Genomic DNA, 19,847 nt, shown 5'->3' with positions numbered 1-19,847 from the left:
ATCGGCATGACGTGGGAGCTGCCGCTTTCCCACTACGCGAAGCGTCTCGTGATGATCGATCATCAGTTGGGCGATGAAGATCATCATCTCGCGCGATATATCGCATTGGGCCGCGCTGAGTTGTCTTGAGCGCGTACACGCCATAGCGATAACGAACTGCCCGGAGGCCACGACAACCATGCTGGCGATCATTCACGACAAGGTTCGGAGCGAGGCGGCCATGCTCGCCGACAAGGAAGACGCCACGCTCTGGCGCTGGTTCTCCGAGCTCTACGACGAAGGACGAATCCGCTGGTGCCGTTCCGCGCAAGGATGGCTCGTCAGCGTGGATCACAAGCACCTCGCGACGGAGACGGACTTCGACGCCGCGATCCGCGCTTCGCGCGAGCGCTATTTCAGCGGCAGACTTAGGCGGGCCGAGGCTCGTCGCTGAGGCGCGGGTGTCTGCATTGCGATCGATCGTCTGATTCGGCTAAATAATAAGGAACGCGAAGAAACAAGTTTTGACTGGAGAGACGTTCGAGCCGATGTCGAAGCAGACGGGATCCTCACCGCGAATTCGACGTCCGAGCGGCGTGAGTGCGTACGCATCGCACGAAAAGCGCTCGCATCTCGGTGTTCATTTCGGAGTTATCTGACTGTTACGGATTCTCAAGGTACCGAGAATTCTGGGCTTTCCGGAACCTTTTATTCCGGACCGTCTGTTGCAGTCAGAGAAGCTCTAGTAATGAACAAGAATTCATACCGATTGGTGTACAGCCGCGTGCGCAACATGGTCGTCGCGGCGGCAGATTTCGCGGTGGCGCGCGGCAATGCGGGCGGTAAAGGGGAGCGGGGCGCCCGCCGCGGCGCCGACACGTCGATTCTCGCGCCAGCGTTGCGCGGCATGGCATGGACGGCGATGCTGATGCTTGGCACCGCATCGACGTTGGCCTTATCACAAATCGTTGCGAAGCCGGGATCGGCAACGCAGGTGCTGCAGACCCAGAACGGGCTCGATCAGGTGAATATCGCCAGACCCAGTGCGGCCGGCGTCTCTCTCAACAATTATTCGCAATTCGATGTGCCCGGCAAGGGCGCGATCCTGAACAACTCGCCGACCCTCACGCAGACGCAGCAGGCGGGCTACATCAACGGCAATGCGAATCTGACGCCGGGTCAGGAAGCGCGCATCATCGTGAATCAGGTGATGTCGAATTCGCCTTCGCAGCTGCGCGGTTATCTGGAAGTTGCGGGGCCGCGCGCGGAGGTCATCGTCGCGAATCCCAACGGGATCGTCGTCGATGGCGGCGGTTTCATCAATACATCGCGTGGAATTCTGACGACCGGCACGCCGAACTTTGGTCCGGGCGGCAATCTGGCGGGCTTCACGGTGTCAGGCGGCAACATCGTTGTCCAAGGCGCGGGCCTGAATGCAACGAATATCGACCAGGTCGATCTGATCGCCCGTGCGATTCAAGTCAATGCCGCGATCTACGCGAAGAGTCTCAACGTGATCGCCGGCGCGAACGATGTCGATCACGATACGCTCAACGCGACGCCGATTGCGGGTAGCGGTCCGGCGCCTTCGCTCGCGATCGACGTGAGCCAGTTGGGTGGCATGTACGCCAATCGCATCTATCTCGCTTCGAACGAATACGGCGTAGGTGTCTCGACCAAGGGCGTGATTGCTGCTCAAGCGGGCGACCTGACGCTCAAATCCAACGGCCAGCTTTTGCTCGCCGGCACGACCAACGCGAGCGGTTCCATCAGCGCGAGCGCAAGCCAGGGCATCGGCAACAGCGGCACGACCTACGCGCAAGGCAATGTCAGCGCGACGACGAGCGGCACGCTCACGAACAGCGGCATGCTGGCCGCGCAACAGAGCACGACGATCGACGCGGGGAGCGTCGCATCGACGGGCACGCTCGCCGCAGGCGTCAACGGCGATGGTTCGCTGGCGCAGTCCGGTGACCTGAACGTCGGCGCGTCGGGTGCCGTCACAGCGACGGGCCGCAATGTGGCGGGCGGCAATGCGAACGTCAATGGCGGCGCGGTCAATCTCGCGGGCAGCATCAATTCGGCCAACGGCGCGCTCGTGCTGGCGGCAAGCAGCGGCGACCTGAACCTGTCTGGTGCGACCACGACCGCCGGCGGGACGCTCGACGCGCGGGCAAGCGGCTCACTCACCAACGATAACGGTGCGATGTCCTCGGGCGGTGCGCAGACCGTGACGGCGGGCGCGCTCTCGAACCGCAATGGTCAGATCGTGTCGGGTGGCGCGCTCACGGAAACCGTCACGGGCGCGACGAACAACCAGGGCGGCACGATGCAGGCGAACGGCGTGCTGTCGTCGACCTCGGGCACGTTCTGGGTGGCGGCAATGTTGCGGGCGGAGCGGCAGGCGCAGGAGTTTCAGCGGCACTGGCGGGCAACATCAACGATGTGAGCAACGCGGTGAAGGGCACAAGTCCGACAGGAAACGCGGATGCAGATCGGGTACTTGGCAATATCCTCGGCAATGTGCTGGCGACAGGCGCGGGTGCTTTCGTGGGCGGTTCATCAGGCGCGGCAACCAGCTCGGCGGCGAACCTGTATAACGACCAACTGCATTGCACGAACGAGAGTTGCAAGGGTGGCACAAGGCAACTGCTGAGAGATACGATTGCGAACGTGGCCTCGCTGCCGGGCAAGTGGAATGCGCTGGTGGATAATGGCATCAGCCAGTTCAACGGTTTGATGAATTCGGACGCGGCCGCGAAGGCGGGAGAATCGCCGGCGGCGCTGATTGCGCAAGGTACGGCGAACGGTATAAGCGCAATCATCGGTTCCAAAGGCGGTGAACCGCCGATGGCGAATCCGGGTGCGGTGTTGGCCGATTCGACGGCGAGCATAACGGCGGGATCGGCGGGGTATGTGCCGAGTAATGCGACGCTCAATAGTGGGAACAATGATGGATCGTCGGCAAATAGTGGTTCAACCGGCTCGTCAACCAATAATTCTGGGCCGATTCAAAATGCGGAAAATGCGCAGATTGATCCGCGCAAGATTACTGGCTACGTCTTGGATCCAGAGCATCCGGTTGGTGGCAATAAAGCGCGCGTGTTTGAGTCCGCGTTAGGGTTCAACCAATCAAACGCTGATGGTCTTATTAGTCAGATTCAAGACGGAGTTACGAAGTACCCGGCTACGCCCGGTAAAGCGGACCAATTCGGTCAACGTTTTACAGTTGATATTCCAGTGACCGGTCCGAATGGAAACACGGTTCAGGTTAGGACTGGATGGATCTATGATCCGGGCTCATCAACTCCGAGGCTTACAACGATGTTTGTGAAGTGACGGCTATGAATACAGATATCAAACTTTTAGATGTCGTTGAGCTACTGGAAGAATTGCCTGAAGACGGGCTAGTTGCAGGAGCAAAAGGCACAGTAGTTGAAGTGTATGAAACTCCGAACTTGGCGTATGAAGTTGAGTTCTGCAATGATGAAGGCGAAACTACAGCCATGCTTGCACTACTTCCTCATCAGGTTCGCGTGATTTGGAGGAAAGCTTAACGAGGTAGCCACAAACAACAAACCCAGCCTACGAGCTGGGTTTGTTGTTGCAGCGTTGTTCAAGCGGGCGTGATGGCAAGCCGCCCCTCTTCAACCTGAACGCACACGCGGCAGGTGTCGGCGTTGATCGGCGGCGACTTGAACATCGCAAGCGTGCAGGACACGAGCCACAGCGTGGCGCATCAGGGAAGCCAGAGCGCGGGCGTGAGCATCAGTCAGGGCGGCGGCAGCGCGAGCTTCAGCAGCCAGCACGGCGATGCGCACGGGGACTATGCAGGCGTCGAGGAGCAGAGCGGCATTCATGCGGGCGCGGGCGGCTTCGATATCAACGTGAAGGGGAATACGGATCTGAAGGGCGGGGTCATTGCGAGTGACGCCGATCCTACGAAAAACAGCCTCACAACCGGCACGCTGACGTTTAGCGATATCACGAACAATTCGAACTACAGCGCGAGCAGCAGCGGGTTTAGCGCAGGTGGATCGACGGGGGCGCCGAATAGCGCGAAGGCTAACGGCGTGACGTCGTTGTCGGATGGCGGTGGCGTGGCGCCGATGATCTCGCAGCACGACAGCGGCAATGAAACGGCGACGACGAAGAGCGCGATCGGCGCGGGGACGATTACGATCACGGATACGGATCGCCAGGCGCAGGATGTGGCGAGTCTGAATCGTGATACGACGGACCTGAACGGTCAGGTGAGCAAGCTGCCTGACCTGGCGAATCTGTTGAATCAGCAGGCGAGCACGCAGCAGGCGGCGGCGATCGTCGCGCAGACGGTGGCCACGCAGATCGGGAATTATGCGGATAGCAAGCAGCGTGAGGCTGAAGCATCGGGAGATCAGGCGACGGCCGACAAGTGGCAGGAAGGCGGTGAGTACCGGATTGCGATGCATATCGCGGGTGGGGCGGCGATTGCGGGGCTGGGTGGTGGCAATGTTGCAGCGGGAGCGGCGGGTGCAGGTATCTCGGCGGCTGCGGCGGGCAAACTTAATGATTTGAGTCACGATATTGCGGCGTCCAGTCCGACAGGTAACGCAGACGCAGACAAGGCGCTCGGTCAGATCGTCTCGAACGTCATTGCGGCGGGCGCGGGTGCGGCGGTTGGCGGCTCGACGGGCGCGATGACGGCGGCCAATGCCGACCTTTACAATCGGCAGTTGCATCCGGATGAGTACGCCAAGGCCGAGAAGTACGCGAAGGCCGTTGCCGAGCAGCTTGGTATCAGCGAGAGCGAGGCCGAAGGGCGGATTGTGGCAGAGATGATGCGCAACTCGGACCAGCAGACAGCGCAAGCATCAGGTGGCGTGCATGACTATGAAGTGCGCAGCATCGTTGGTTGTGGGAATCTGAACTGCGACGGGTACAAGAACGATCCGAACTACGCGAACCACGACTACAACAGCCAATACATTGCTGACAATCAGGCATCGAATCTAATGGGTCGGACACAGCTCGACACGGGAAAAACATACGATCAGCTCGTCAAGTCGAACTACGACAAGGATCCGTATGGCAATACGATCGCGCGCACGGGCGCGACGATTCTTGCGGGGTCAGTGACAGGAGGAGCGGCCGCTGGAACGCTGCTGGCCGATATGGCAGCAGCCTGGTCAACGGGCACGGCGTTTACCTATATGGGTGATGCAGTCAGCTATCAGAGCGGGCTGTCGAGGGATCAGCCGAGCTATCAGAATGCGGCGACGGCGGGAGCGGTTGCGGCAGGTCTTGCGCCGTTTGGATTGCCGCTGAATACCTTGGGAACGTCAACGGCGGGCAAGGCGGTCGTGAGTTTTTACAATGCTTTACTGGCTGGAACAGGTGCGTTTGGGACGACTGCGATTACGAACCCGTCTAGCAGCCCAGATCTGTCGGCGGGGATTGGTATCGGAACGGGCATAACCGGTAGCTTTGCACAGAATCTGGTTCCCGGCCCGACGGGAACAACTCTGGGGTATTTGTTCCAAATCGTACCGGGCCCTATGCAGGCCGCCATTGAAAATTCGAGGAATGCCGGGGGCAAGAAATGACGGAATACGAGATCAAACGTAAAAAGCTCGTCCGACGCTTTGCTGTGGGCTATCTTGGAATCTTAGGTATGGTGGTTGTTGCTCTAGTTTTCTCTGTTGCACAGGGAGCGGGCTGGAAGCCAATTCTTGTTGGCGCTCCGGTTTACCTAACCTTCTTTGTAGCTGTGAGCTATCAATTCATCAAAGAGTTGCGTTCGTTGAAGCGTGAGGAGCAGGAAGCGGCATCAAAGGAATCGAAGCAGTAGAAGCAACAAACCCGGCCGCGGCCGGGTTTGTTGTTTGTGTCGTCGTTCAAGCAGGCGTAATGACGAGCCTGCCGTGTTGGACTTCAACTTTTACGCTCTGCCCTGCTTGGAATCCTGCCTGTTCGAGCCACCGTCCTGAGAGCTTGAGCCAAGGGTAAAGCGTGGGCGGCTGATAGCGGTTTCGAAAGGAGCGTGCCTGCTCGCGTGCGGATTGTTGAATCTTGATGTGCCGCTCGTTATGAACGGTCAATGCTTAAGATTGGCGTCAGCCATGGTCAACTCCTTCGGTGAGTTGGTGGTGGTCAGCGGGTCGTATGGGTTGCCGCCCATGCGGCCCGCGCTTCGTTTACGGTGCTGCGTTACTTCCTTCTTTAGCGGCTTCTCTTGCTGCTTGTCTGCGTTGGTGCAGGTGTACTTGGCGCGGCAGCAAGCTGCGCCCAACGTTTGGCGTCGTGCATATGCAGGACGCCGGCGATCACGGTTTCAATCGCTTCCCGCTCCTTCGGGTCCAGTCTGGAGACGGCTTCAAACTGAAGTTTGAGCCGCTCGTCAGGCCCGCGCTCGCTCTCCTCAAAAAGCAACGTATCTGCGCTCACGCTCAAGGCCAGGGCAATACGCCGGAATACCTCAATGGTCGGCTGCGACGTCCCTGCTTCGTAACGCTTGTACTGGGAGACGTGCATGCCGACCTTGTCAGCGATCTGTTGCTGGGTAAGGCCCGATTCCTTTCGGCAGCCTTGCAGAATGTCTTCGACGTTCAAAGGCGCGCAAGAACGAAACGTGCAACAAACCCGGCTCCTATTAAATGAAATGGGCAGCTTGAGCACGGTCGGCATCGGCGGTGTGGCCGTGTTCATCGAAGAGGTGCAGCCAGTTTGCCAAGCGCACGAGCGCGTCAATCGCAAACTGCGCAGCGCCACCACGCCCCGCCCCCACCAACCCGAATCAGCCAAATAAGCGACAATATCGTCCTAGCTCGCTGACCGAGGACCATGCAGAGCAAAGAAAAACCCGCGAGCCAGGATTCCGGAATATCCAAATAGTGGCCATCGACAATAACTGCACCAACCCAAGTCCGAACGCGCCGACGCCATCGCGTCCGCGATTCTCCGCGCCGAACATCATCGTGCTTTGCGGGACCGTCATCGCGCTCGCGATGGTCGGACTGTGCGCGCTGGTGCTTTATCAAGGCAGGCTCGACGCACTCGAACGCGCGCGCGACACATCGCGCAATCTCGCACTGCTCGCCGAGCGGGATATCGAGCGCAATTTCGAGCTGTACGAACTCTCCTTGCAAGCCGTCGTCGAAGGCGTGCACCGTGCCGACGTCAGCGCGCTGCCGCCTCAATTGCGCAACGACGTGCTGTTCGACCGGGCCGCGACCGCGCGTGATCTCGGATCGATTCTCGTGCTCGACGTGAACGGCAATATCGTCATCGACTCGGGCAGCATCGTGCCGCGCCCGGCCAACTTCGCGGACCGGCGCTATTTCACCGTTCAGCGCGATCATCCCGACACCGGGCTCTTCATCAGCAGCCCCTTCGCGTCGCGGCTGCGAGGCGGCGCGCCGAGCATCGCGCTCAGCCGCAGGCTATCCAATCCCGATGGATCGTTCGCGGGCGTCGCGATGCTCGCGATCAACCTCGAATACTTTCGCACGCTCTTCGCGGGGCTTTCGCTCGGGCCGCACGGCGCCGTGTCGCTGATCAGCCAGGACGGCATGATGATCATGCGTCAACCGTTCGATGCGCAGATAATCGGCCGCGACATCACCCATGCCGATACCTACAAGCGCTTTCGCAAGGCCGCGCAAGGCAGCTTCAGCGAGACATCGTCGCTCGACGGCAGGCGCCGGCTCTACTATTTCCGCAATTTCCCCAAGCTGCCGCTCATCATCATGGTGGCCGAGGGCGAAGAAGACGTCTATGCGGCATGGCATCGGCGCGCGGTCATCATCGGCTCGTCGATGGGCGTGCTCGCGATCGGCTTCATCATCCTGTCGTTCGTGCTCGCCGCGCAATTCCGGCGGCGCATGCGCGCGGAATCGGAGCTGCAACTGCTCGCGCGCACCGACGGACTGACCGGGCTGCACAATCGCCGCACGCTCGGCGAGATTCTCGATCAGGAGTGGCGCAGGGCGCGCCGCACGCGCAGTCTCTTTTCTCTGCTCTTCGTCGATATCGACCGCTTCAAGGCCTTCAACGATGCCTACGGTCATCAGGCCGGCGACGATGCGCTCGCGGCCGTCGCGCGCTGCATCGGCGACAACATCCGCAGGCCCGCCGATACCGCGGCACGGTATGGCGGCGAGGAGTTCATCGTCGTGCTGCCCGATACACCGACCGAAGGCGCGGCGCGCATCGCGGAGCGGATTCGCGCGGCCATCAGCGATCTGTCGATCGAGCACGCGGGCAGCGAGTTCGGCCGCGTGACGGCGAGCATCGGTCTCGCGAGCTGGCGCCCCGAACGCGACGACGACGTGAGCACGCTCATCCGCGCCGCCGACGAAGCGCTCTACGACGCGAAGGCATCCGGACGAAACCGGGTCATGCAGGCAGGCCCCGTTTGAACGGCCGGTCGCGCGTCTGCGCTCATTGAGCCTCGCCGCCCGCCATCGTCTGGATGATGCTTTCGAGCTGCGCGCTCATCGGCATGTCGAGGCTCTTTCCGGACGGCAGACGCTGCAGGAACCAGCGCTTGTATTGCCGCTCGATCTCGCCATCGGCGGCGAGCTCCTGGAACGTGTCCCTCACCACCTGCGCGAGTTGCGGATCGTTCTTGCGGAACATGATGCCGTACGGGTCATACGACAGATAATCCCCCACGACCTGATACGCGCCGCCTTTCGCCGCGTTCTCGGCGATAAGGCCGTATAGCAGCACGTCGTCGGTGGCGAATGCATCGGCCTGGCCGTTCGCCACGCGCGCGAAGCCATCAGCATGGTCCGGCACGACCTGCAGGCGCATGCCGAGCGCGAACTTCCTGTCGAGATCGCGCAAGGCTTTTTCATTCGTGGTGCCGGCCGTCACCGCGACCGTCTTTCCCGCGAGATCGCGAAACGAGCGGATCGGCGAGCCTTTCTTGACCATCACCTTCGTGCCGGCCACGAAGATGATCGGCGAGAAGGCCACGCGCTTCTGGCGCTCGACGTTGCTCGTGGTCGAGCCGCATTCGAGATCGACCTTTCCATCGACGACCGCATCGATGCGATCTTCCGGCGTGACGTGAATCCACTGGATATTCAGGTTCTTGTGAATCGCGTTTCCGATCGCGGCGACGAGCGACGTGCACAGTTCGATCGAATAGCCGATGGGCTCCTTGCGCGCACCGAGATAAGAGAAAGGCACCGAAGCGTCGCGGTAGCCGAGCGCGATCGTGCCCGTGTCACGCGCTTTCGCCAGCGTGCCGGTCAGTGTCGCGGGCGAATAGGCGTCGTTGTTCGGCGGCGGTGTCTGCACGTCATCGGCCGCGCGCGCGCCGAAGGCCGTGGCGATCAGGCTGGCCAGAGCCAGCGCCGCCCAGAAGCGCTGCATCTTCATGGCTCGCCTCCGTCAGACTTGCGCCGGATGCGCCAGCGACGCTTCCTGTTCGGCCTCGATGCGCGCCGCATTCGCCGCCGCTTCCGATTCCGACAGCAGTTCGCCTTCCCACTTGGCGACCACCGCGCTCGCAATCGAGTTGCCCACCGCGTTCGTCGCGGAACGGCCCATGTCGAGGAAGGTATCGACACCGAGGATCAGCAGCAGGCCCGCCTCGGGGATATTGAAGTGATTGAGCGTGGCCGCGATCACGACCAGCGACGCGCGCGGCACGCCGGCCATGCCCTTCGACGTCAGCATCAGGATCAGCAGCATGGTGATCTGCGTGCTGATCGGCAGATGGATGTTGTACGCCTGCGCGATGAAAAGCGTCGCGAACGTGCAGTACATCATCGAGCCGTCGAGGTTGAACGAATAGCCCATCGGCATCACGAAGCTGGATATCTTGCGCTTCACGCCGAAACGGTCGAGCGCGTCGAGGATCTTCGGGTACGCGGCTTCGGAACTGGCGGTCGCGAACGACAGCATGAACGCTTCCTTGATGAGCACGAGCAGCCGGAAGACACGTCGCCGCAGAAACAGATAGCCGGCAAGCACGAGCAGGCCCCACAGCAGAAACAGGCTGAGATAGAAGTCGGCCATGAAGACGGCGAACTTGAGCAGGATCGTCAGGCCGTTGACCGCGACGGTGGCGGCCATCGCGGCGAACACGGCCAGCGGCGCGAGCTTCATCACATAGCCGGTGATCTTGAGCATCACGTGCGAAAGCTGATCGATCGCGGCGAGCAGGATCTTGCCTTTGTCACCGAGCGCGGCTAGCGCGACGCCGAAGAACATCGAGAACACGACGATCTGCAGGATCTCGTTGTTGGTCATCGCTTCGGCGAACGAGCGCGGCACCATGTGGCTCACGAAATCCTTCAGCGTGAACTTCGACGTCGCGAGATTCGCCGATGCGCCGATGTCGGGCAGCGGCAATCCGAGATTGTCGCCGGGTCTGAGCAGATTCGACATCACCAGCCCGAGCAGCAGCGAAATGAGCGAAGCCGTGATGAACCAGCCCAGCGCCTTGGCGAACACGCGTCCGACCGAGGCCGCGTCGCCCATGTGCGCAATGCCGACGACCAGCGTGGAAAACACGAGCGGCCCGATCAGCATCTTGATGAGCCGCAGAAAGACATCGGACACGAGCGAGATGTAACCGGCTATCTCGCTGGCGGATTTCTTGTCGGGAAAGCTCGTGAAGATCATGTAGCCGACCAGGATGCCGACGACCATGGCGACCAGGATCCAGATGGCTGCGGAATTCTTCTTGTTCATCTCCAGGCCTCCATTGATTGCGTATCGAACGATTGCACTTCAACTTGCGGATGGAACAGGCGATGCAAGACGGGACGGCGAATGCCCGCGAATCATCAGATGTTAACGTTGCTTTCCGATCTTCGCTGAGCGCGGCGCGCATCTCTCCGATGCGAACATGAATGAGGGCGGTGACAGATGTCCATCATAAATCCCTTCGGTGTTGCACGGAACGCGGAGCCGACAGGTCCGCTTCGAATGCACCGCACGGATTGCCTAAACTGAATCGACAGGTTCGAACGCGCAACGAATGAAGCGATGTTTTCATTGCGACGGTAGCGAGGCGCGTGCCACGTCCTCGTGACGATGGCCGGAGAGCACGATGATCGAACTCGACAGGCTGGCCCGGATCCGCATATTCGCCGATCTCCCGCGCGATCGTCTGGAATGGCTGGGCGAGCGCGTGTCCGAGTTCTCCATCGCGGCCGGCGACGTGTTGCTGCATGAAGGCGACATGCCCGCGCGCCTGACCATCCTGCTCGACGGCGAAGTCGACGCGACGCAAAGCGCCGGCGGTGAGAGCGATGAGGAGCGCTACGTCGAGCGCTACAGCGCGCCCGAGGCGTTCGGCACGCCCTGCGTGATGGCGTCGATTCCCTATCCGGTGACGCTCACCGCGAAAAGCGCGTGCCGGCTCGCGCACTTGCCGGAAGCGGCTTTTCGTGAACTGTTCGTTTCATGCGGCTCGTTCAGCCAGGCCGTGGCGCGCGTGATGACCGACTGGCTCACCGCGCTCGAAACAGCGGCGCTCAATCGAAGCCGCCTCGCCGCGCTGGGCAAGCTCGCGGCGGGGCTCGCGCATGAATTGAACAATCCGGCATCGGCATTGGCGAGCGGGCTGCAATACATGCGCAAGGAACTCGACGCGCTCGAAGGCTCGGCGCTCGCGCTCGGCCGCCACGCGGTGCCGGAGGACACGCTCGACCGGCTCTACGCGCTCGTGATCGCCAAGGCATCGAACGAACGCGCCGAAGCGGCGGCGCCCTTCGCGCAAAGCGAGCGCGAGTCGCGGCTCGCCGACTGGCTCGGCGCGCGCCGCGTCGCGAAGCCGTGGCGCGTCGCGCCGGTGCTGGCGGCGCACGGCATCGCGGCCGATGATCTCGCGCCTTACGCGGACGAGCTGAGCGCCGGCCAGCTCGATGCGGCCATCGGCTGGATCGCGCGCGTGCTCGATCTTCGCACGGTCATGGACGACGCGATGCAGGGCGCGCAGCGCATCTCCGGCATCGTGGCGGCGATGAAATCCTATTCGTTCATGGATCAGGGGCCGCAACAGGAGGTCGATCTTCACGACGGCATCGACGACACGCTGATGGTGATGACGCACGAGACGAAGCGCGGCATCGAACTCGCGCGCGACTACGATCGCAGCCTGCCGCGGCTTCAGGCGTACGGAAGCGAGCTCAATCAGGTGTGGACGAGCATCATCGAGAATGCGATCGAGGCGATGGAAGGCCGGGGTCATATCGCGATCCGCACGCATCGCGACGGCGACGATGCCGTCGTCGAAATCGCGGACAACGGCCCGGGCATTCCTGCGGATGCGGTCGAGCACGTGTTCGAGCCGTTCTATACGTCGAAGCGCGGGCCGCACGCGCACGGCCCGAGCATGGGGCTCGGCCTGCATATCGCGTACCGCATCGTGGTGAACCGGCACGGCGGAACGATCGGCGCGCGATCGGATGCGAACGGAACGGTCTTTAGGGTGACGCTGCCGCTCGCGGGCAGGCACGGCGCATCGCATGACGACGCGCCGCTCGCGGGCCCGGTCCTGTAGCACATGCAAGCCGCGCGAAACCTTGCCGCCGCAGCGTCTACAATGTCTGCAACGGATGCCGCGCCCTCAGGCATGGGCGCATGAGACCACCATGGACAAGCCTGTGATCCTCGCCGTGGACGACGACCCGATCGTGGCCGGCGCGGTCGCGCGTGATCTGCAGGTCGCGTACGGCGAGCATTACCAGATCGTGCGCATGGACTCGGGGCCGGCGGCGCTGGAGGCGGCGCAGCATTTGCGCCTGCAGAACCGCTCGGTGGCGCTGTTCATCGCGGATCAGCGCATGCCGAAGATGAGCGGCATCGAGTTTCTCGAGCAGGCCATCGAACTGTTTCCCGAAGCCAAGCGCGTGCTGCTGACCGCTTACGCCGACACCGATGCCGCCATCCGCGCGATCAACACGGTGCATCTCGATCAATATCTGCTCAAGCCCTGGCATCCGCCCGAGCAGAACTTCTATCCGGCCCTTGACGATCTGCTCGCGGACTGGCACGCGTCCTCGCGTTCGGCGTTCCAGGGCATCCGCATTCTCGATCACCGCTGGTCGCCGCAGGGGCATCAGCTGCGCGATTTCATGGCGCGCAATCACATTCCGTTCCGCTGGCTCGATGTCGAGCGTCACGCCGAGGCCGAGACGCTTCTGAGCGCGCTCGCGCCGGGGCAGCGCCATTTGCCGGTCGTCGTGTTCGAGGACGGCACCGTGCAAAGCCGTCCGACGATCGCGCAGATCGCCGAGAAAGTCGGGCTGCACACGCGCTCGACGACGCCGTTCTACGATCTCGTCATCGTCGGCGGCGGGCCGGCGGGACTGGCGGCGGCGGTGTATGGCGCATCGGAAGGGCTGCATGTCGCGATCATCGAATGCGATGCGCCCGGCGGGCAGGCGGGCACGAGCTCGCATATCGACAACTATCTCGGCTTTCCCTCCGGCGTGAGCGGCGCGGATCTGTCGCGGCGCGCGCTCGCGCAGGCGCGGCGCTTCGGCGCCGAGATGATTCTCACGCAGCACGCGGTGGGACTGCGCATCGAGCCGCCGTACAAGTTCGTCCGGCTCTCCGACGGATCGGAGGTGAGCTGTCTCGCGCTGATGGTCGCGAGCGGCGTGTCGTATCGCAAGCTGGAAGCGCGCGGCGTGCAGGCGCTCACGGGCGCCGGCGTGTATTACGGCGCGGCGCTGGTCGAGGCGGTCGCCTGCTCGAATCAGGATTTGTTTATCGTGGGCGGCGCGAATTCCGCGGGCCAGGGCGCGATGTTTCTGTCGAAGTACGCGCGTTCGGTCACGATCCTGTGCCGGGGATCATCGCTGAGCGTGGGCATGTCGCACTATCTCGTCGAGCAGATTCACGAGACGGAGAACATCCACGTGCGGCCGCATACGGAGGTCGAAAGTGTGAGCGGCGAGGGCCATCTCGCGGAGATCACGTTGCGCGACTTGCAGACCGGCCGTTCGGAAACCGTTCCGGCGAGCGGGCTTTTCGTGTTCATCGGCGCGGCGCCGTGCACGGAGTGGCTGCGCGGCGTGGTCGAGCGCGACGAGCACGGCTTCCTGCTGACGGGCCGCGCGCTCATCAAGGGCGGGCGCGCGCCGGCGGGATGGGAGCCGGGACGCGATCCGTTCCTGCTGGAAACGAGCGTGCCCGGCATCTTCGCGGCGGGCGACGTGCGCGCCGACTCGGTCAAGCGTGTGGCGGCGGCGGTCGGCGAAGGCTCGATCGCGGTGCACTTCATTCATCAATATCTCGCGAACCCATGAGCGTTCCGTCGATGCTCTTCGAGATCCCGCTCTTCGCGGGCCTGTCCGACGAGTGCAAGCAATGGCTCGCCGCGAGTCTGACCGAGCATCGCCTGAAGAAGGGCGAGATCCTGATGCACGAAGGGCAGACGGTCACGCATCAGTTCATCCTGCTCGAAGGCGAGCTGCTGACCGAAAAGCTCGTCGCGGGCCGCCAGGTGATCGACGACACGCGCGCCGCGCCGGTTTCGGTCGCGGAGGCGTCGCTGCTCTCGGGCATGCCGCTGCCGCTGACCTTCAGCGCGAACACGGATTGCTATCTGGTCTCGCTGCCCGAGAGCGTCGTGCGCAAGCTGTTGAGCGAGTGCGAGTCGTTCGGCAAGCAGATTTTCCGGTCGATGTACGGCCGCATCAGCGCCTACGATTCCTTCATTCTCAGCGGCGAGAAGCTGGCCGCGCTGGGGCGGCTGTCGGCGGGGCTCGCGCATGAGCTGAACAATCCGGCGGCGGCCGTCGCGCGCGCGGCGGACGGCATGCGCGATGCGCTCGACAGCCTGCATCGCGCGACGCGCTCGCTCGTGCTTTGCGCGATGCCCGCCGATGTCATGGACACGCTCGACGCATGGGCGAGCCGCGCGCCGCCCGCCGTCGATGCCACGCCGCAGGGCGCATTGCGGCAGAGCGAAGCGGAAGAGCGCTTCGCGCAGTGGCTTTCGTCGCACGGAACGGACAAGCCCTGGCTCATTGCGCCGCGGCTCGTGGCGGCCGGCTTCGCGCCGGACGAACTCGACTCCCTGACGCCGCGCGTGAACCGCGAGCAGTTCGGCGCGGCCATCCGGTGGCTCGCCGCGACTGTCGAAATGCGCTTTCTGTCCGAGCAGACGTGGCTCGGCGCCGGGCGCATCTCGGAGATCGTGAAGGCGATGAAGTCGTATTCCTACATGGATCAGGCGCCGCTTCAGGAAGTGGACATCCACAACGGCATCGAGGATACGTTGACCATCATGCAGCATCGGCTGAAGCATGGGGTCGTCGTGAGAAGGGACTACGATCGCGCGCTGCCGCCCGTGCCGGTGTATGGCAGCGAGCTCAATCAGGTGTGGACCAATCTGATCGACAACGCCATCGACGCGATGGACGAAAGCGGCGAGCTCATGATCCGCTCGCATCGCGAAGGCGACTGCGCGGTGATCGAAATCTCGGATACCGGGCACGGCATTCCGGCGGATATCCTGCCGCGTCTCTTCGAGCCGTTCTTCACGACGAAGCCGCCCGGCAAGGGCAATGGCCTCGGGCTGCACATCGCGTACCGGACGGTGGTGCATCGGCACGACGGAAGACTCAATGTCGTCGCCAACGATCGCGGCACCACCTTCCAGGTGCGCCTGCCGCTTGCCCATCGGCATGCGGCGGCGCGTTGACGGCGTTCAGTTCAGCTTCACCGTGGGCCGTACACGCTCGCGCAGCCATTGGCTCGCGGCGTACATCACCGCGCGCTTGATGCCCGTGAGCCCCATGATGTGCCTGCGATACAGGTGCCGGTAGCACGACGCCGCGAACCATCCGTCGATGAAGAGCGGCCGGCGCAGCAGCTCGCTCATCAGGGCGCCCGCCGCGCCCGCGCGTCCGAAGGAAATCAGCGTGCCCTGATCGCGGTAGGCGAAGAGCGGCACGGCGCGGGCATCGAGGCGGCGCGCGAGGGCATCGGCGAGATAGACGGCCTGCTGATACGCGGCCTGCGCGCGCGGCGGCACGAGCGCGTCGCCCTTCGATGCCGCGCACGCGGCGCAGTCGCCCATTGCGTAGATGCCCGAGTCGGGTCCGACCTGCAACGTTCCGTCGACGATGACCTGTCCGAGCCGGTTCAACGGCAATCCTTCGAGCTTGCGGAGGACGGCCGGCCCTTCCACGCCGGCGGCCCAGATAGTGATGTCGCTCGCGAGCGTTTCGCCATCGGCTGTCGCGACGGCGTTCGCATCGACCGACTGCACGCGGCAGCCGAGCCGGACTTCGACGCCGAGGCCCGCGAGCACGTCCTGAGCGCGCGCGGAGATGCGCTCGGGCAGCGCGGGCAGCACGCGCGGCGCGCCTTCCAGCAGACGAATGCGGATGTCGTCGGCCGGATCGAGCGACGCGAGGTGATAGTCGCGCAGCATCTCGGCCGAGCCGCGCAGCGCGGCCGCCAGCTCGACGCCGGTCGCGCCGCCGCCGATGACCGTCACCGAAACCGGCGTCTTGACGGCGCCGGGCGTCGCTTGCCGCGCGTGGCCCGAGCGCAGCAGGCTCGACAGCAGACGCCGCCTGAAGGTCTCCGCCTGCTCCACGGTCTCCAGCGTCAGCGCGTGCTGCTCCGCGCCGGGAATGGAGAAGAAGTTCGTGACGCTGCCGAGCGCGAGCACGAGCGTATCGAATGCGAGCGTTCGCTTCGGCAGGAGCGGACGGCCGTCGATGTCGGTCGTCTCGTCGATGACGATCTCGCGGCGCCCCCGGTCGATGCCCGAAAGCGCGCCCTGCTCGAAGCGGAAGTGGTTCCACTTCGCGTGGGCGGCGTAGTCGATCTGATGGCTCGATGCGTCGATCTGGCCTGACGCGACTTCGTGCAGCAGCGGCTTCCAGAAGTGCGTCGGGAAGCGGTCGATGAGGGTCACCTCGGCGCGGCGACGCTTGCCGACGCCATTGCCGAGGCGCGTGGCGAGCTCCAGCCCGGCGGCGCCGCCGCCCACGATGACGATGCGGTGGGGCGAATCAACCTGGTGTTGCGCGTAAGTATTCAGCATCATGGTTCTCCAGGTGGTGCTTCATCGATTGAATGCGTTTGTGTCGCAGCGGCCTCGCTTGACGACCTCGTTGGAAAAAATATAAGGTCGCGAAAACATTTGCGCTATTTAGTATTTATCGCCGACTCATAAGTTTTCACTAATGTTAAAGACGACGACCTTCCGGCAATTGAGGACGCTGCAGACCGTGGCGCGCGTGGGCAGCATTTCGGGCGCGGCCGTGGAGCTGCATCTCACGCAGCCGGCGGTGTCCCTGCAGATTTCGCTGTTGGGCGAGGCGGCGGGCACGCCGCTGTTGCGGCGCGTGGGCCGCGAGGTTCAGCTCACGGCCGCGGGCGAGGTGATGGCGCGTTATGCGAACGAGATCCTGAGCCTCTGGAACGAGGCCGGCGAGGAAGTGGCGGCGCTGCGCGGCGAGCTGGGCGGCACGCTGCGCATCGGCGCGATCACGACGGCGGAATATCTCGTTCCACCGCTGCTCGTGCGATTCACGAAGCAAAGGCCGGGCGTGAAGCTGCAGTTTCGCATCGGCAATCGCGATGACATCGTGCGCATGCTCGCGACGAACGAAATCGATCTCGCGATCATGGGACGGCAACCGCGCGAGCTGCGCACGAGCGCGGCGGCATTCGCGAAGCATCCGATGGCGTTCGTCGCCGCGCCGTCGCATCCGCTGATGCACGCGAAGCGCCTGCATCTGACCGATCTAGAGGCGGCGAACCTGCTCGTCAGGGAGCGCGGCTCGGGCACGCGCGTCGCGATCGAGGGGCTCTTCAAGGAGGCGGGATTGAAGCTGCATGCCGCGTCGGAGCTGTCGAGCAATGAAGCGATCAAGCAGCTCGTCGAAGCGGGACTCGGCGTGGCGTTTCTTTCGCTGCACGCGTGCGCGCTGGAGATGCAGGCGGGACTGCTCGCGACGCTGCCGGTGCCCTCGACACCGATCGAGCGGTCATGGCATGTCGTGCACATGTCGGAGCGGCGCTTGCCGCAGGTGGCCAATGCGTTTCGGGAGTTTCTGGTGCAGTCGGGGGCCGAGGTGGGGGCGGTGGGGGAGAAGCGGAAGGTGCGGGGGAAGTGAGGGAAAGGCAGACTGTTTTCATCGCGGGCGCACGTAGGGGAGCAGATCGCTAATAACGACCTTGGCGCATGTCAGCCGAAGGTCGAGTCCGACATTCGGCAACAGGTCCAGCTCGAGCAGATTATCCGGAGCCTGCGTCAGCGTCATTTCCATGATCGTCGCCTCTTCGAGCATGGCATTCAGGTCGATTTCCGACGTGCGAACATCCAGGCAGTCGATCACGACGATACGGTCAGCGCGACCAGGGACAGGCGGCGGACCATATCGGTCATGGAGCACTTCGAGGCGCACGTCGATCACGTCGCGTGTTTGCGTACCGGGCAGCTCCCGGCCGTCCAGTCCCTCGCGAGTCTCGCGCCCCCTTCGCATACACAAGGATCGCACTGCCGAATCGTGAAAGGATGGGTAGCCTCCCAGCACCTTTACCAGTGCGTCGGCATTGGTCGCCAGTTCCCAGCCCCAAGTCTTTTCCGGAATGCTCATTGCGTTCTACTCACTCACAGTTGATCGATGACATGGGAAGGTGCGCGTTGTCTCGCTTTCCTTCGAAAAAATTATGGCCGTGCGGCTCGCCGTGACTGGCGTGATATTGCGCGCAAAGCTTACCCGCCGAATCGAAGTAATCCACGTCCAACCCATTCGCATTGACACGAAAACCACCCGGTTCGTTGCCCCTCATACTCACGCCGCGCGCGCGATTTCCAGCGTGTCGTCGCTGAAATCCTCAGGTACATATTCGAACGGCCGCGCATCGCTGAGCGCCGTGGCGATCGTTCCATCCGGCAGGACGTCGCCGGGCTCGGCGGCCCAGATGGCCGGAAAATCTTCCGCCGGCAGTCTCGGAAGTCTCGGCCGTTCAAACGAACGCACGCTGGCCGCGACGCTCGCCGCGCGCCGGAACAACGGCAACGCAGCGACAACGTCGCGCGGTTTGGGCCCGCGGCGCTCGCCGCCCGCGTTCTGATGAACCGATGTGCCTTTCATGGGCTGATCCGGAACCGTTACCAGTTCGCCCGTTTCAATCGCGCGCTCGATCTTCCACGCAGCGGAAGCGTCGTCGTCACTCAGTTCGAGCAGTGTGCGCAACTCTGCCATGATCTGCCGATCGTGCGACCAACTGAATTTGTCGGCCAGGAAGCATCGCGCACCGGCGGTGGCACGCTGTTCTGCGTCGCGGCTCGTAAAGAGCACATCGCGACGCCTGCGCAGCGTCAACGATAGTCGGCGCAGTCTTACTTCATTGCCCACTCGCATCCTCCATTCCGTCGCTTGCTAACGAACGCAAGTAGTTAGCATAACAAAACAACGTGAGGCGATTGTGCGACGCTGTCTGCGCAACCACGCGTCAGCGACCCGCGCTGTCCGCGTAACAGGGAAGCATATCGACACGAGCCGCATGGCGCGCCATACGACGCACGTTTCGACTTCGATCTTCCGACACGCTCGAACGCAAGCGACGGCGAAACGCAAAAACCCCGACAGCCTTTCGACGTCGGGGTTTCGGTCGAACGTGGTGAACGTTCGAAATGTATCTGGTGCCCAGGGCGGGACTCGAACCCGCACGCCTCTCGGCGCTACCCCCTCAAGATAGTGCGTCTACCAATTCCGCCACCTGGGCAAGGGGACCGCATTGTAGCGGGAAAATCGGCAAATGCGAAGAGCCTGTGTACATTGCTTCGATTTCGAAGACCGAGGCCCCGCTACTACCCGAGGCACCGCTACTACAATACCCAGCGTAGCAAGTGTCACCGCCGATTCGACTGAATAATCTCATCG

Annotated in this window: 17 protein-coding genes, 1 tRNA gene and 2 pseudogenes; 12 read left to right on the top strand and 8 right to left on the bottom strand. The window is 63.0% G+C overall.

The window, feature by feature from the left end; all coding sequences use genetic code 11:
* From AWB78_RS45860 to AWB78_RS23820, 7 genes and pseudogenes are all read left to right on the top strand, one after another.
* Positions 1-129: pseudogene (locus AWB78_RS45860) on the top strand (pimeloyl-CoA dehydrogenase small subunit); the annotation flags it as partial.
* A 49-nt stretch (positions 130-178) separates the two neighbouring features.
* The gene (locus AWB78_RS23835; RefSeq protein ID WP_062608446.1) at positions 179-433 is read left to right on the top strand and encodes a hypothetical protein; all 255 of its coding nucleotides are present in this window, start codon (positions 179-181) and stop codon (positions 431-433) included.
* A 294-nt stretch (positions 434-727) separates the two neighbouring features.
* A pseudogene (locus AWB78_RS45355) lies at positions 728-2,347 on the top strand (two-partner secretion domain-containing protein); the annotation flags it as partial.
* A gap of 77 nt (positions 2,348-2,424) precedes the next feature.
* Positions 2,425-3,318, top strand: coding sequence for a DUF6883 domain-containing protein (locus AWB78_RS46705; RefSeq protein ID WP_157697607.1), 894 nt, complete (start codon positions 2,425-2,427; stop codon positions 3,316-3,318).
* 5 nt (positions 3,319-3,323) lie between these two features.
* Entirely contained in the window at positions 3,324-3,536 is a 213-nt protein-coding gene (locus tag AWB78_RS43815) for a DUF4926 domain-containing protein (RefSeq protein ID WP_074173526.1), read from the top strand.
* A gap of 138 nt (positions 3,537-3,674) precedes the next feature.
* Complete coding sequence (locus AWB78_RS23825) at positions 3,675-5,564, top strand: hypothetical protein (protein ID WP_198399333.1); 1,890 nt, start codon at positions 3,675-3,677, stop codon at positions 5,562-5,564.
* The gene (locus AWB78_RS23820; protein ID WP_062608443.1) at positions 5,561-5,809 is read left to right on the top strand and encodes a hypothetical protein; all 249 of its coding nucleotides are present in this window, start codon (positions 5,561-5,563) and stop codon (positions 5,807-5,809) included. Before AWB78_RS23825 ends, AWB78_RS23820 begins: the two co-directional genes overlap by 4 nt.
* 46 nt (positions 5,810-5,855) lie before the next feature.
* Here the strand turns inward: AWB78_RS23820 and AWB78_RS43810 are convergent, their stop codons facing one another.
* Both AWB78_RS43810 and AWB78_RS23815 read right to left on the bottom strand, forming a co-directional pair.
* Entirely contained in the window at positions 5,856-6,059 is a 204-nt protein-coding gene (locus AWB78_RS43810) for a SymE family type I addiction module toxin (protein WP_232477833.1), read from the bottom strand.
* A 121-nt stretch (positions 6,060-6,180) separates the two neighbouring features.
* The gene (locus AWB78_RS23815) at positions 6,181-6,666 is read right to left on the bottom strand and encodes a helix-turn-helix domain-containing protein (RefSeq protein WP_198399332.1); all 486 of its coding nucleotides are present in this window, start codon (positions 6,664-6,666) and stop codon (positions 6,181-6,183) included.
* A 191-nt stretch (positions 6,667-6,857) separates the two neighbouring features.
* On the opposite strand from AWB78_RS23815, the gene AWB78_RS23810 reads away from it, so the two are divergent.
* Complete coding sequence (locus AWB78_RS23810) at positions 6,858-8,378, top strand: sensor domain-containing diguanylate cyclase (protein ID WP_062608457.1); 1,521 nt, start codon at positions 6,858-6,860, stop codon at positions 8,376-8,378.
* 22 nt (positions 8,379-8,400) lie between these two features.
* Here AWB78_RS23810 and AWB78_RS23805 read toward each other — a convergent pair whose 3' ends face one another.
* Together AWB78_RS23805 and AWB78_RS23800 are read right to left on the bottom strand one after the other, a co-directional pair.
* A complete protein-coding gene (locus tag AWB78_RS23805) occupies positions 8,401-9,348 on the bottom strand; it encodes an amino acid ABC transporter substrate-binding protein (RefSeq protein ID WP_062608442.1) in 948 nt (315 codons plus the stop codon).
* A gap of 12 nt (positions 9,349-9,360) precedes the next feature.
* Entirely contained in the window at positions 9,361-10,668 is a 1,308-nt protein-coding gene (locus AWB78_RS23800) for a dicarboxylate/amino acid:cation symporter (protein ID WP_062608441.1), read from the bottom strand.
* Between the two features lie 361 nt (positions 10,669-11,029).
* Between AWB78_RS23800 and AWB78_RS23795 the strand changes: the two genes are divergently transcribed.
* The 3 genes from AWB78_RS23795 (at position 11,030) to AWB78_RS23785 (ending at position 15,637) form a co-directional block, all read left to right on the top strand.
* Complete coding sequence (locus tag AWB78_RS23795; protein ID WP_062608440.1) at positions 11,030-12,484, top strand: ATP-binding protein; 1,455 nt, start codon at positions 11,030-11,032, stop codon at positions 12,482-12,484.
* 91 nt (positions 12,485-12,575) lie between these two features.
* On the top strand, positions 12,576-14,237 hold the full coding sequence (locus AWB78_RS23790) for an FAD-dependent oxidoreductase (RefSeq protein WP_062608439.1): 1,662 nt from the start codon (positions 12,576-12,578) through the stop codon (positions 14,235-14,237).
* Complete coding sequence (locus AWB78_RS23785; RefSeq protein WP_062608438.1) at positions 14,234-15,637, top strand: ATP-binding protein; 1,404 nt, start codon at positions 14,234-14,236, stop codon at positions 15,635-15,637. Before AWB78_RS23790 ends, AWB78_RS23785 begins: the two co-directional genes overlap by 4 nt.
* Positions 15,638-15,643: 6 nt before the next feature.
* Here the strand turns inward: AWB78_RS23785 and AWB78_RS23780 are convergent, their stop codons facing one another.
* Entirely contained in the window at positions 15,644-16,996 is a 1,353-nt protein-coding gene (locus AWB78_RS23780; RefSeq protein ID WP_062608437.1) for an NAD(P)/FAD-dependent oxidoreductase, read from the bottom strand.
* 139 nt (positions 16,997-17,135) lie between these two features.
* Here AWB78_RS23780 and AWB78_RS23775 point away from each other — a divergent pair, with 139 nt between their 5' ends.
* Positions 17,136-18,071: a LysR family transcriptional regulator gene (locus AWB78_RS23775; RefSeq protein WP_062608436.1), complete on the top strand. Its 936-nt coding sequence runs from the start codon at positions 17,136-17,138 to the stop codon at positions 18,069-18,071.
* An 18-nt stretch (positions 18,072-18,089) separates the two neighbouring features.
* Here AWB78_RS23775 and AWB78_RS23770 read toward each other — a convergent pair whose 3' ends face one another.
* The 3 genes from AWB78_RS23770 to AWB78_RS23760 all read right to left on the bottom strand — a co-directional run bounded on the left by AWB78_RS23770 (position 18,090) and on the right by AWB78_RS23760 (position 19,689).
* Positions 18,090-18,554 carry a hypothetical protein gene (locus AWB78_RS23770; protein WP_062608435.1) on the bottom strand — a complete coding sequence of 155 codons (465 nt, stop codon included), beginning with the start codon at positions 18,552-18,554 and terminating at the stop codon, positions 18,090-18,092.
* 198 nt (positions 18,555-18,752) lie between these two features.
* Positions 18,753-19,319 (bottom strand): hypothetical protein, encoded by a 567-nt coding sequence (locus AWB78_RS23765; protein ID WP_157697605.1) that lies wholly within the window; start codon positions 19,317-19,319, stop codon positions 18,753-18,755.
* Positions 19,320-19,604: 285 nt separating this feature from the next.
* Positions 19,605-19,689: transfer RNA gene (locus AWB78_RS23760), tRNA-Leu, on the bottom strand.
* Positions 19,690-19,847 lie beyond the last annotated feature (158 nt).

The sequence above is a fragment of the Caballeronia calidae genome (genome assembly GCF_900044055.2).
Classification (GTDB): Bacteria; Pseudomonadota; Gammaproteobacteria; order Burkholderiales; family Burkholderiaceae; genus Caballeronia; species Caballeronia calidae.
The sequence above is the reverse complement of the archived record's forward strand: the minus strand, read 5'-3'. Positions and strand labels throughout refer to the sequence as shown.